Annotated in this window: 12 protein-coding genes; 1 reads left to right on the top strand and 11 read right to left on the bottom strand. The window is 66.9% G+C overall.

Annotated features, from left to right (window positions below):
* Positions 1 to 52: 52 nt before the first annotated feature.
* The gene (locus tag PQQ86_RS34890) at positions 53 to 3,160 is read right to left on the bottom strand and encodes an ATP-binding protein (protein WP_408277687.1); all 3,108 of its coding nucleotides are present in this window, start codon (positions 3,158 to 3,160) and stop codon (positions 53 to 55) included.
* 186 nt (positions 3,161 to 3,346) lie between these two features.
* Positions 3,347 to 3,970, bottom strand: a complete 624-nt coding sequence (locus PQQ86_RS34885) for a GNAT family N-acetyltransferase (protein WP_408277684.1) — start codon at positions 3,968 to 3,970, stop codon at positions 3,347 to 3,349.
* A 323-nt stretch (positions 3,971 to 4,293) separates the two neighbouring features.
* Here PQQ86_RS34885 and PQQ86_RS34880 point away from each other — a divergent pair, with 323 nt between their 5' ends.
* Positions 4,294 to 4,758 carry a hypothetical protein gene (locus PQQ86_RS34880; RefSeq protein ID WP_408277681.1) on the top strand — a complete coding sequence of 155 codons (465 nt, stop codon included), beginning with the start codon at positions 4,294 to 4,296 and terminating at the stop codon, positions 4,756 to 4,758.
* A 23-nt stretch (positions 4,759 to 4,781) separates the two neighbouring features.
* On the opposite strand, the gene PQQ86_RS34875 is transcribed toward PQQ86_RS34880, so the two are convergent.
* The 9 genes from PQQ86_RS34875 to sctP all read right to left on the bottom strand — a co-directional run bounded on the left by PQQ86_RS34875 (position 4,782) and on the right by sctP (position 11,760).
* Positions 4,782 to 5,237, bottom strand: a complete 456-nt coding sequence (locus PQQ86_RS34875) for a CesT family type III secretion system chaperone (protein ID WP_097394350.1) — start codon at positions 5,235 to 5,237, stop codon at positions 4,782 to 4,784.
* A gap of 174 nt (positions 5,238 to 5,411) precedes the next feature.
* On the bottom strand, positions 5,412 to 5,579 hold the full coding sequence (locus PQQ86_RS34870; protein WP_167378473.1) for a hypothetical protein: 168 nt from the start codon (positions 5,577 to 5,579) through the stop codon (positions 5,412 to 5,414).
* Between the two features lie 160 nt (positions 5,580 to 5,739).
* Positions 5,740 to 5,988, bottom strand: coding sequence for a type III secretion protein (locus tag PQQ86_RS34865; RefSeq protein ID WP_408277678.1), 249 nt, complete (start codon positions 5,986 to 5,988; stop codon positions 5,740 to 5,742).
* A gap of 41 nt (positions 5,989 to 6,029) precedes the next feature.
* Positions 6,030 to 7,349: a type III secretion protein gene (locus PQQ86_RS34860; RefSeq protein ID WP_408277676.1), complete on the bottom strand. Its 1,320-nt coding sequence runs from the start codon at positions 7,347 to 7,349 to the stop codon at positions 6,030 to 6,032.
* Between the two features lie 153 nt (positions 7,350 to 7,502).
* Positions 7,503 to 8,561 (bottom strand): hypothetical protein, encoded by a 1,059-nt coding sequence (locus PQQ86_RS34855; protein WP_408277674.1) that lies wholly within the window; start codon positions 8,559 to 8,561, stop codon positions 7,503 to 7,505.
* Between the two features lie 49 nt (positions 8,562 to 8,610).
* A complete protein-coding gene (gene sctS, locus PQQ86_RS34850) occupies positions 8,611 to 8,874 on the bottom strand; it encodes a type III secretion system export apparatus subunit SctS (protein WP_035546645.1) in 264 nt (87 codons plus the stop codon).
* A 36-nt stretch (positions 8,875 to 8,910) separates the two neighbouring features.
* Entirely contained in the window at positions 8,911 to 9,561 is a 651-nt protein-coding gene (gene sctR / locus PQQ86_RS34845) for a type III secretion system export apparatus subunit SctR (RefSeq protein WP_093641338.1), read from the bottom strand.
* Positions 9,545 to 11,011 carry a type III secretion system cytoplasmic ring protein SctQ gene (gene sctQ, locus PQQ86_RS34840; protein WP_408277670.1) on the bottom strand — a complete coding sequence of 489 codons (1,467 nt, stop codon included), beginning with the start codon at positions 11,009 to 11,011 and terminating at the stop codon, positions 9,545 to 9,547. Before sctQ ends, sctR begins: the two co-directional genes overlap by 17 nt.
* Positions 11,012 to 11,025: 14 nt before the next feature.
* Complete coding sequence (gene sctP, locus PQQ86_RS34835) at positions 11,026 to 11,760, bottom strand: type III secretion system protein SctP (protein ID WP_408277667.1); 735 nt, start codon at positions 11,758 to 11,760, stop codon at positions 11,026 to 11,028.
* Between the last annotated feature and the right edge of the window lie 8 nt (positions 11,761 to 11,768).

The raw sequence follows: 11,768 nt of genomic DNA, 5'->3' as shown, positions 1-11,768 counted from the left end.
AAGTCACGGTATGGAGCGCGTATGACAGTCCCAGGCAGGGAGCGAAGCGAGGTCACCGCACGCGAAGCAGCCCCGCAGAAGCCGATGCGTCGAGCGCTTCGAGATCGACGGTGATGCGCAATTCGAGCCTTCGTGCACCGTGCTGCCGGGCGCGCTGTAGCGCGTCTTCAAGCAGCGGCCGCACCGCCCGCGGATCTTCGCCACTGCGCAGACGCAGCGTCGCGATCAGACGCAGCAACTCCGGCACGTACCAGAGTTCGCCGGTGCGCTCGCTGCGGCTCACCGCTTCGCGCAGCGTCGCGCCGAGCGCGGCCGCGAATTCCGGTTCGTCCTGCGGCGCGATGCGCGGCAGCAGCGTCGCGATGAAGGCGATATCGGGCACATTGACGCGTTCGCGCGCGATCCGCTTCATTGCGCCGGTAATCAGCCGCCGCGCGGCTTCCTGATCGCCGCGCCGTGCGTCGAGCCAAAGTTGAAAATCGAGGCCGAGACGCAGCCAGCGTTTAACGCCTGCCGCTCGCGCTCGCGTCACCAACGCCGCCGCGCAGGACTCGGTCAGCGGAATGTCGTCGTCGAGTGCAGCCAGTGCGCAGGCGAGGCCGAGAGCGATGCAGCCCGCGAGCGGTTCGCTTTCCTCGGCGGGATCGCGGCTCGTGACGCGCAGCGGCGCGGCCATATGCGGTTGACCGACCAGCCACAGCGCGACGGCATGAATCGCCCGCGCCACGAGATGCAGCGACAGGCCATAGCCGGTGGCGACCGCGTTGGCCTCGCGACTGACGTCTTCGTCGATCTCGTCGGCCGCTTCGTCGTTGAGTCCGACGACCGGCGCGAGCAGGCGGATCGCGGTATCGAACTCACCCGCATACGCCTTGACGATGCCTTCGATGCGCCGCGCGTTGATGCTGACCGCCTGGCTGTGCGCCACCGGCGCAATTTCACTGAATTCGCTCGAGAGGCGCCGGCAATGCTCGACCTCGCCGGCGTCGAGCGCGCACATAACGAGGCAAAACAGCGCGCGCAGACGGTACGGCGTGTCGGCGCAGATATTGGCGAGCTCATAGGTACGCTGCCAGCTCTCGACGATCTCATCCGATGCGCTGCGCTTGAGCATCAACGCGCGCGCGAGCACGGCACGCAAGCGCATCTCGTCGCGGATACGGCGCATCGACACGCTGTCCACGCGCGCCAGCACGGCGCGCACCCAGCCGATGTATTCGTCGACGAGCGCGAGCGCCCCCCACATCGGCGCGGTGTTGTCGAGCAACTCGGTGCACAGTTCCACCTTGTCGACCGAGACGGCCCATTCGAGCGCTGCGCGTAGCGCGTCGATATCGTGGCGGCTGTGCGCGGTGGCCACGGCGACGCCGGCGCCGAAACGGCGCGCCATATCGCGGGCGACGAACTGCGCGTGATGCAGATCGGCCTCGGCGCTTTCGCGGTTGCGCTCCAGCGCGTCGAGTGCGAAGCGGCGCACGGCGGGCGGCAAGCGCAGCCGCAAGACGCCGTCGCAGTCGACCGTATTCACGAGGCCCGCATCCATCAGCGTATGAAGCTGGCGTTCCAACTGGCGCGGCTCGGGAGGTCCGAAGCCGTAGTCGCTGCCGAACGCGCCGAGCATTTCGCAGGCGGCTTCGTGCGAGAACGCGGTGGCAAAAATGCCGAGCCGGCGCAGAATGGTGCGGGTCGGGGCTTCGAGCGCCGCATACGACAGGTCGAGCATCACGTGGACGATCGCCGCGCGCGGCAGCACGATGCGGCGGCCGCCGCTGCGATGCGTCATCACCGTATCGAGCTCGCGCGCGAATGCCACGATCGCGTCTTCCGGCGGCACACCTGCGCGCACCTGGCCGGCGATGGTCGCTGCAGCGAGTTCGAGCGCGAACGGCACGCCGTCGACACGCCGGCAAATCAGCGCGGCCGAAGCAAAGGTGGCCGGCGCGATGCTGTCCACTTCGGGAAGCGGCGCATGCAATGCGGCCGGCTTCAGACAGTGCGCGAGCCGGGTGAAGAGCAGGCGCAGCGCGTCGTAGTCGAGCGTGGCGGGCGTGCCGTCGATCTGCTCGGGCGGCGCACGCAACGCGGCCACCGGCACGGCCGTTTCACCGCCGATGAAAAGCGGCGACTCGCACGTGGCGATCACATGCAAGCCGCCTGTGTTCGCCACCAGCGTATCGATGAACCCGGCCGCGGCTTCGCTCAGATGATCGCAGTGATCGACGATCAGCAGCATGCGGCGCTCGCCGATCTGCATGGCCAGATTGGCCGCCATCGCCAACTCATTATCCGGCTCGAGGCCAACAGCCGCGCCGATCGCGTTGGCGATGCGGTCGGGCTGGGCGAGCGAGGCAAGCGCCGCGCAAAAATCTCCGTCCGGAAAATGCGGCGCGAGGTGGCTGGCTGCTTCGATCGCAAGGCGCGTTTTACCGACGCCGGACGCACCGGTCAGCGTGACGATGCGGCGCGTGGGCACTAGCGCGAGCAATTCGGACAGCTCCGCATGACGGCCAATGAACGGCGACGGGTCGATGATCTGCGAGCGCAGCGACGTGACGGCGCTGGTCGGCATCAACGCCGGAAAAGCCGGGGCGGCCGGCGCGGCGGTGACTGAGGTCAGCGTGGCGGAAGGGGGTGCTTTGGAATACGCCGTGCGCGGCGAGCCCGAAGCGGCGCCGCGCCACGTCGCGCTATAGGACGAGCCGTACGGCGAACCGAACGTGAGGCCGGCGGTGGTCAGCGGGCTGGCTGCGGCTGTTGCCGCGAATGAGGTGGCGAGCGACGCGGCAATGCTGCCGGCGTTCGCCACGGGAAAATCGAGTCCGGCATCGGGTGTTTCGAGCACGCGAACTTCACCCGCAAAGCGGTAGCCGCGGCCGGCCACGGTGACGATCAGGTCGCGGTCGTCGTCGAGCGCGCGGCGAATCGCGGAGATCTGCGCCTGCACCGTGTTTGCATCGACATTGCTGCCCGGCCAGACGATCTCGCGCAACTCGGTGGTCGACACAACGCGGCCACGGGCCTCGAGCAGGGCGGCGAGCATCGCGAAGGGGCGCGCGCCGAGTTCGATGACGGCGCCGTCGGAAATCAGCAGGCCCACTTCGCGCGCGAGCCAGAATCGCGAAAAGGCGATCACCTGACCGGTGAGCCGCGGTAGCGACATGATGGGTCTCCGGCGTAGTTGTGTTTCGGTCCACCGGCGAGGGGTACTCGCGAGGCACGCGTAACGAATGGCCGCGGTGCGGTATTCGTCTGACCTTTGCATTATCGCCTGAGAAGTGAACAATTGCTTGTATTGTGGACACTTCTTCGTTCGAGCTCGGACCTTCTGCTGGGCGGTTCGGCGGCTTCAGGCGTCCGCGAGACTCCACTGCATCGTGTTGCGTAGCCAGGCTGCACCCTCGCTGGCTGGCTCCGGCGGAACCGGCGCGGGGCGCGTCAAGGCGTAGAGAAAGCTGTCGTCGGCGGCGAGGCCGCGGTTCGGACGCGGCTCGTGATTCGTGAGCCGCGCTTCCTGGACGAAGCCGAGACGCTCCATCGAACTGTGCGCGGCGCCATCCACGGCGCAGCACGCGAAGACCCGGTACACGCCCGGCTGCTCGATCAGCCAGTCGATCAATTCCTGCAGCGCGAGCACGCCTGCCCGGCGTCGCCGGGCGCCGCCATGCCGGCTGATGATCACGCCGATCTCCACGCGCGGCAGCGTCGGCTTCAATTCGATCAACGCGGTCAGCCGGCCGGTCTCCTTGCATTCGAGCGTGTAGCGGATCAGGCTGCCGTCGTCCCAGCCGCGCAGCGCCTCGTCGACGAATTCGGCGGTTTGCGCCACGCCGGTATGGCGCAGCACCGGCAGGTCGCGCATCGTGTCGGCATCGCCGAGCATCTGGTCGAACAGGGCGGGGGTGTCGGTAAGGGTGAGCGGACGCAGCCGCAGATAGGGCGTTTCCATGCTGTCGAGCGGGATGAAGCGCATGAGTCGGACTCCGAATGAGCGACGAACTCATGCAGTGTGCCGCCCGCGTGTGACTCACGCACGACGGTCCGCGAACCGGCGTAAGGGGGCGCGAAGACCGGGCCGTGGACGACCGGCGCGGTGGCGGCGTGCGGCTGACTGTGCTCGCGGCTACCGGATTCTTCCCATCGTGCCCCGCATCTGGCTTCGCTTCGTCGCACACCATTTCGCACTGTGACCGCGGGCGTCGTACGCCCGTTGTAAGGTCGAGCAGGATGCCTGTTCGACGTCCCCGTCTTGCGCTTCGTCACTGCAGCGCACATTGCCATCAGGAGCCTCGCACCATGCCGGATTCCCCGTCGATTTCACGCCCGGGCAGCACGCTACCGCTATCCGACACCAGCACCCAGTCGTCGCCTGCCACCGGCGGCCGCAAGCCCGTCGATGGGGGGGCGCACGCCAGTCAGCAGGCGGACGCGAATCTCAGCCAGCTAGCCGCCAACGGCAGCGGCGAGGCAACAGGCAAGCGTAAAGGCGCGTCGTTTTCGACCAACACCTCATCGGCGACCCGGCCTGTGGTGCCTCAGCAAAGCGCGGGAGGCATGCCGGGTGGTGTGCCAGGCCGTCCCGGCCGCTTCGGCGGGCTCGCGCAAGGCGCGGCCACCGTCGCGAACGATGCGACCGGCGTGGCGTCGGCAGGTTTGAACGTATTGGGCGGCGTGATGCAACTGGAGCAGGCGGCGGTCAACCAGATCGCGGAGTTGCTGAAGCAGGGCGCGCGCAATGTCGAAGAGGCATCGAAGGGGTGATGCGGTGATGCCGTAATGCGGGCTTAGGCCCGCAGCCAGAAATACTCCCCCGAAGCGATGCCTTCAAACATCTCGTCGTTTGATTCGACGATGTTCTGCCGCCAGTAGCGGCCATGCTCCGCGTAGTGCGCGAGTAGATCGGCGAGCCCTTCGCCGTTGAGATCGTCGGCGAACGGCAAGCGCAGCACCAGCACCACGCCGCCCGTGTCCGTATCGAGCCCCAGTTGTGCCTGATCCTGCGCATAGATCAGCAGGTTGGCTTCGAGCATGAGCCGGAAGACGACGAGCGTGCGCCCGGCCGTCACCGTGCCGAAATGAAAATTGGCATACATCGCGTCGAGGTCGCGCTCGAAATAGTCGAGCCGCACGTCGAAGCCTTCGACCTCGATCGACCGCGTGCGCAGCACATGATCCGCGTCGCCGAGACCGACGGTCGCGCACAGATCCACGATCAGGCTGGTGTAACGCTCGCTGCTCATCCTCGTACCTTGCTTGGGCGATGCGCGCGGTATTCAGCGCGGTGCGGATGCGAGCCGCGCCTTCTATCCGGCGAACGCTGAGAATGCTGCAAAAAACACGGCCGGGTCCCGCGCAAAACAGGACCGGCCGTGTGCGAACCGCCGCCGACGGCGAGCGGCCCGCGTCTGCGATGCTTAGCTGCCGCGCGAAGCATCCTTGACGTTGCTTGCGCCGCTCTTCGCAATGTTCGCCACCGACGAATACATGCTTTGCTCAACTTGCATCTGGGCTGACATCATCGTCATCTGGTCCATTTCCTGCGTGAGACCAGCCATCATTCCGCCTGCGCTTCCTACGGACATAAGAACCTCCAGTGACTATGGGTAGAGAGTGAGTGGCCTATATCGAGACCTGCCGCCGCGCCGGCTGCCCGTAAGAACAGGCCGCCGCAGCAAGCGCGTTGCCCGCGAGCCCGGTGCGTGATACGCCGCCAGTCCCGCGGTGAGCCACCGCGCCGCCGTATCAGGCGTGCGCGCCGGCCTGTTTTTCCTGCAGCCGCGCGATCACGCGCGACGCAGCGAGAAAGCCGCGATACAGCTTTGCCAGATTGTTGCGGTCGAGGTCGGTTGCGCCCTGCGTTTCGCTGATCCGCTCCGCGGCGGCGTCGAGCGCCTGACGGATCGCGTCCACTTTCGGCGCGCCGGCCGGATCGGCGAGCGTCTTCTGCAAATCGTTGAATTCGCTGGCGTGGGCTTCGAGCTGCTCGTACATGTCGATCTCCTGATTGAACGGGGCGGTGTGCCGGTAATGGGTCAGCTGGACGGACCGCGCGGCTGCGCGGTCGGCAGGGTGGCGGGGTTGGGCAGCGGCACGACGCTGGTTGCGCTGCGGGTGACGGTGTCGTTGTCGACGATCGAGGCGTTCGCCGGGTTCGATGGATTTGCCGTGTTCGCTGCATGGGCGGCGTTGGGGTTGGCGTTGGCGTTGCCTTTCGCCGTGGCGTTTGCATTCGCTGTCGCGGCGCCGCCGGATTGAGCGGCGGCGTTCGTGTTGGCAACCGCTACGCTGCTTGCGCCTCCTGCCCCCGAAGCTGCATTCGCGGCGGCTGCCGCATCGCTGTCCGACGCCGGCGGATCGACCGCGTAGATATGTTTGACGCCGTCTGGCGTTTGCGCGTAGCGGACGTCGTCGGAGGAAATCATTTCGGAATACGACGCCGCGGCCGGGTTGGCTGCGGCGATGCTGGTGTTTTCCGCGGCTTCCACGACCACGTTTTTCACGTTCGGATCCAGATCGGCGCGCACGCGCGCCAGCGCGGCGTCGAGATCCGCGCGGCTGCTGACGGCGCCGGTCACGGCGAAGTTGCCGTCGCCGAGATAGCGCACATGAGCGCCGGCAACGCCGAGCGAATCTTCGATGCTGCGCGCGTCGTTCTGTGCGACGTCGTAATTGCGCGAGATGCCGGTCGTCGAAATCCGCGCGAGCAGATTGCGCACGGCGTCGTCGTCGGCGGGACTCGTGACCATGCCGGTCACCACCACGGTGTTGCCGACCGCGTGCGCCTGCAAACCGCTCACATGGGCCGCGGCCAACGCCTCGCTGACGCGCTGCGCGCGGTCGTCGGCATTGCGCGGCAGGGCGGCGCGGCTCATCTGCGTGGTCGTCAGCAGCGAACCGGCGACGATCACGATGCCGAGCGCGAAGCACGCCACCACGGCACCCACATAGCGGCGGCGTTTCTTGCGTTCGGCTGCGAAACGCGCTTCCGCGGGGCGCGTCAGGAGCATCGACAGCAGATCGAGGTCGGACGGCCACACGGCGTCGTCCGCGCCGACGCACAGGATCATGTCGTCGAATTGCATTGGCACGAAGTCCACCAGCAACACCACTTCTTCTGCGACGGCGGGCTGCGCGGGCTGGCCGTTTGCCGCGTCCACTGTCTGCACGGCCGCAGCCGCGACGCGCTGCGCACTGACCACGCCGCTCGCGTCGACGTGCAGCAGCGCATCCGCACCCCGCCAGTCGGTGAGGCGGATGTCGGCATCGTCGTCGGCGCCGACGCGATGCGTGCCCGGCGTGAGCTGCAACTGCGCTCCCGCGTGAACGCCCGTCAGTATCCGCAGCAGTTTCATCGTGCTCGCACAGGGTGGGTGGGAAGAGCGCCGGGGCGCGCGCAGTGCACGGCGCGACCGGCCCGATCGACCCTAATGTAGCCGCCCGTTGTGGCATGTCCCGGAGCGGATGCGAAGGCGCCGCATGGGATGCGAAGCCGCGCGGCAAACCGCCTAGCGGCCTCCGCCAGGAAAGGCCCGGCGCGGGCCAGGCGGGGGCGCCGGCGGGGTTGGATGGGGGGCCGGAGAGCCGGGTGCGGCCGCATGGGCGCTTCTTTCAGGGGCAGACCCGGCTGCGCCGGATGTACCCAACGCGCCCGAGGTCTCGGGCGCCGCGGAAGAGCCCGAAGCCGCTGACCGTCCGAGCGTGCCACTGCGCATCACGCACAACGTGTCGATCGACCGGGTGAGCTGCGCCGCATTGGACGGTTTATCGGCATGCAGCCAAAGCAATGGAAACAGCAGATTGAAACGCTGCACCCGCTCCGGGGGCGGCAGCCGCGTCACCCCTTGGGCGGTCGACCCACCCGTACGCTCACGCAACGCGGCCACACCGGATCCCGCACCTGGCTGCGACGCGGCGATGCTGCCGATTCTCTGCTGCACGCCAAGCAGATCGATCGCCTGTTCGAACACGCGCGCGTCGAGCGGTATTTGCGGATTGGCGGCTAACTGGTCGCGCAAGTTCAGCATGTCAGTGCGCCATGCGTCGCGTACCGCTGCAGCGCGCGCGCCTTCCTGGCCCGGCTGTGCATACTGCGCGGCGATCGCGTCGAGCCGGCCCGGCGGCGGAGGCGGCACGGCGCTGCGATCGCCGCGCGCCTTGATCGCCGGCGGCGCGCCTGAGTCATGCTCGTCGCTATGATCGCCTTGCGAATGGCCACCGCCGCCACGTCCGCCGCCGTCGCGGTTGACCTTATGGCCCTCGGCATGATGCGCTTCGGCGTCGTCCGGGCCGTCGTCGTCGAGCCCCCCGGCATTACTGCGCTGCTTCTTCGCGGCGCGACGTTTGCGTGCCAACTGATCGGCCATTCGCTTCGCGCGGACCGAACTCACCGACGGACCACGCTGCGCGTCGTTGCCATATGTGAAATTGGTGGTGCCCCGATACAGCGCGGCGAATTGCGCGCCGTTGCGAGCACCTTGCGCATTGGCGGCTTTCTGCTGCGACTGGGCGACGTGTTGCGCCTGGGCCGCCGCCGTATCGCTGCCTTGATGAGAGATGCGGCTCATGTCGATCGCCTCGCGGATCTGGGCGGTTGAGCAGCCGGCGTGCGCCGCATTACAGCGGCACGGCCGCCTGCATCATTTCGTTGGCGAAGTGCAGAATCGCCGCGCACGAGAGCGGCGCGGCGACCACGATCACCACCGTCACCGCGATCAGCTTGACCGCGTGCGACAGCGTTTGATCCTGCATTGACGTGATCGCCTGCAGGAACGACACGCCGAGGCCGACCACCGCCGCGACGATCACTGCCGGCAGCGAAACGGTCAGGCACAGCAGCATGCCCTCGGTGGTGAAGCGAATCAGCGAATCGATTTCCATGTGGGTTTTCCTGGCGGGTCGTCCTGACTACGCGCGCTATTTGTAGGACATCACGAGACCGTGGATCAGCGTCGACCAGCCGTCCATCACGACGAACAGCAACAGCTTGAACGGAATCGCGACGTTGGTCGGCGTGACCTGGTTCAGGCCCATCGCGAGCAGCACGTTCGCGATGATCAGATCGATCACGATAAACGCGATGTACAGCAGAAAGCCGATCTTGAATGCGTCGGTCATTTCAGTCAGCGTGAAGGCGGGCGCCAGCACGATCAGATCGTCCTCCTTGATCTGCGAGGCTTCTTCCTTCGGCCACACCACGGAAGCCGAGCGCAGGAAGAAGCGTTTTTCGCGCTCGTTCGTGTGTTTGACGAGGAACGCGCGGAACGGCTCGCGCGCCGCGCCGAACGCCTGAATCAACGCCTGAGAAGGCTGCGCCGCGAGCTGCTGGCCTTCGAGCGATTTCGCGGCGAGCATGCCGATCGGCGCCATCACGTAGATGGACACCAGAATCGCGATGCCGTTGAGCACCATGTTCGGCGGCACCTGCTGCACGCCGAGCGCATTGCGCAAGAGGCCCAGCACCACGACGATTTTCGCGTAAGACGTGACGACCATGGCAACGAAGGGCAGCAGGCTGATCGCGACGACGACCAGCAGCAGCCCGGTGATATCACTGAATTGGACCATGCCTGTGCGCCATGCGAATGATGCGGATGCCGAGATGCTCGCCGACCGTCACCAGCTCGCCATAGCCGATGGTCTGTCCGTGCGCGACGAGCCGCAATTGAGCGTCTGCTACGGGTACGGGCAGTTCGAGCACGTAACCGGGGCCGAGCGCCGACAACTGGGCGAGCGGTAATGCCACCGTGTCGATCTCGAACTGCACCGGCAGCTCGAGTTCGCCGATCCGGATCGGATCGGCGGGGTCGTCGATGGCGAGCCCGGCGTCGGCGCTCGCCGGGTCCAGCTCTTCTGACATGTTCGGCTCCTTGACGATGACGAGCGACTGCCCGTCGAGTTCCACAGTGGCGCACACGCGGGTGAGCCCGGGGGTTCCCCACGCGGCGATGGCACGTGGCCGCGCGTGGGGCGAAGAGGGGACGCTCGAGGCATCGAGCAGCGTTGCATCGAGCGAAGGGAAGGCGGCGCGCAGCAGCACGTCGCCGGGTTCCAGCGCGTGCAGTGTGTCGACGGGTAAGCGCTTGACGCCGAGGATCAGGCTGCCGGGGACGGTGAGGTCGAAGGCGGTTTCTGGTGTGCGATCGGAGGAAGCGGACGAAGCGGTTGACGCGGCGGCTGCGGCTCCATGTGATGAAACCGAAGCAGGCGCGGCTTCGGCACGTAACAACCGGTCAAGCAGGTCGTAGCACGCGGGATCGGCGCTGAGCGCGGCCTGATAGCGGCGTTCATCGAGCACGAACGAGAGCGCGACGACAGGTAGGTCGGCGTTAGCCTCGCCTGTCGGCTTCCGGGTTGTCATAGCCTCGTTCAGCCGCCCGCGGCGAACAGCGACGACACGTGGGCCTTTGAAACCAGCGTGGATCAATCGCTCGAACAGCGGTTCCAGCACGACACCCGCGACGGCGTGGCGTAACGCGACGTCGGCGGGTGGCTTTGCTGTGAGCGCGTCGCCGTCCGGCCACGCGGTGATCGAGAGCGCCGGATAGGCGTGCAGATCGAGAGCAACGCGCACGGCGACGGTCGATATGCCATCCGCCGAAGCGATCGTTAGTTCGATGACGCCCGGGTCCGCGTAAGCCGCATCAAAGCTATGCGCATCGGCCAAGGACGCATGCCATTCGGTGACGCCGAGCGTCGCATGCAGATGACCGGTGACCCGCGTATCGCAGACCGTGCGCGTCACGCGAGCAGCGGCGCGGCCGATGGCTGGTAGACGCAGCGGCGTGATCGGCGCAACCGGTGTTTCGATGACAACCGCATCGTGTGCTGGCTTCACTATCGTTGCGATCTGCATTGCAGCCGCACCGTGCTGCCGCTGCGTCGATTCCACCGCGGCTGCACGCTCGCGTGCCGTATCGCCCGCCATGCGCCCCACGCCCGAAGTCTGCTCGCGCGCGGCGTGCGGATCGGTCGCGGCTTCGTCTTCGGTTGTCGGCTCGTCGAGCGGATAGGTCATGCGCAGGGAATCCGTCACCACACAGTGAGTTCGATTTCGCGGGCTTCACCCCACGCGCGCAGCAAGGTATCGAGTTCTCGCTCGAGCAGTGCGCTGTGTTCCAAGAGTAGTTGCCTCGTCGCCGTATCCGGCGTGTCGAACCGAAGCTGCAGACTGAAACGCGAAAGCGTCAGATACAGCGTGGTCTGCGGCAGCAGTTTCTGATCGAGCGGCAACTGCACTTCCCAGTTGCCGGCTTCGGCAATCGAAGGATCGCCGCAGAACGCGCCGATCTCACGCGCGAGCGAGCCGAGCAGTTGCACGAAGCGTTGCTGTTGCCGATAGACGGCGGTCACGACCGGCGCCGCGGCATCGGCGACGCGCGCGCCGATTGCAAGACGCTCGGGCGAGGGTGTGCTATCCGCGCTTGCAGAAGGGTTCGTGTCAGCGCCGGACGCGGTGTTCGCGGACGCGTCCGAACCCGCATCGCCGCCGCTGCGTGCAAACGGGCGCGGTGAGGGCGGAGCAGTTGCATCCGCGGCGTCTTCGGCGGCATCCGCTTCGCTGCCGCCTTGCGAGCCTGCATGCGCATCGGTATTCGCATTGCTATTGAGCCGGTGCAACGCACGACGCCGTCCGAGCAGCGACGCGTAATCGAAACCGCGTCCACCTGATCCGCGCGAGCCTGTACGCGCGTCGATTTCATCGGCCGTTTCGCTGTCCGCTTCGCCGGGAATGACGCGCACGTGGCGCGAAACGATATGCGTCATCGCCACCG

Origin of the sequence: Paraburkholderia sediminicola (assembly GCF_046026675.1) — a bacterium.
In the GTDB taxonomy this organism is placed as follows: Bacteria; Pseudomonadota; Gammaproteobacteria; order Burkholderiales; family Burkholderiaceae; genus Paraburkholderia; species Paraburkholderia sediminicola_F.
The sequence above is the reverse complement of the archived record's forward strand: the minus strand, read 5'-3'. Positions and strand labels throughout refer to the sequence as shown.

Bases quoted from the DNA above. Each gene is read 5' to 3' on its own strand.
- PQQ86_RS34870 (WP_167378473.1), bottom strand. From the start codon at position 5,579: ATGTCCGTAGGAAGCGCAGGCGGAATGATGGCTGGTCTCACGCAGGAA.
- PQQ86_RS34880 (WP_408277681.1), top strand. From the start codon at position 4,294: ATGCCGGATTCCCCGTCGATTTCACGCCCGGGCAGCACGCTACCGCTA.
- PQQ86_RS34885 (WP_408277684.1), bottom strand. From the start codon at position 3,970: ATGCGCTTCATCCCGCTCGACAGCATGGAAACGCCCTATCTGCGGCTG.
- PQQ86_RS34860 (WP_408277676.1), bottom strand. From the start codon at position 7,349: ATGAAACTGCTGCGGATACTGACGGGCGTTCACGCGGGAGCGCAGTTG.
- sctP (WP_408277667.1), bottom strand. From the start codon at position 11,760: ATGACGCATATCGTTTCGCGCCACGTGCGCGTCATTCCCGGCGAAGCG.
- PQQ86_RS34890 (WP_408277687.1), bottom strand. From the start codon at position 3,160: ATGTCGCTACCGCGGCTCACCGGTCAGGTGATCGCCTTTTCGCGATTC.
- PQQ86_RS34865 (WP_408277678.1), bottom strand. From the start codon at position 5,988: ATGTACGAGCAGCTCGAAGCCCACGCCAGCGAATTCAACGATTTGCAG.
- PQQ86_RS34875 (WP_097394350.1), bottom strand. From the start codon at position 5,237: ATGAGCAGCGAGCGTTACACCAGCCTGATCGTGGATCTGTGCGCGACC.
- sctS (WP_035546645.1), bottom strand. From the start codon at position 8,874: ATGGAAATCGATTCGCTGATTCGCTTCACCACCGAGGGCATGCTGCTG.
- sctR (WP_093641338.1), bottom strand. From the start codon at position 9,561: ATGGTCCAATTCAGTGATATCACCGGGCTGCTGCTGGTCGTCGTCGCG.
- PQQ86_RS34855 (WP_408277674.1), bottom strand. From the start codon at position 8,561: ATGAGCCGCATCTCTCATCAAGGCAGCGATACGGCGGCGGCCCAGGCG.
- sctQ (WP_408277670.1), bottom strand. From the start codon at position 11,011: ATGACCTATCCGCTCGACGAGCCGACAACCGAAGACGAAGCCGCGACC.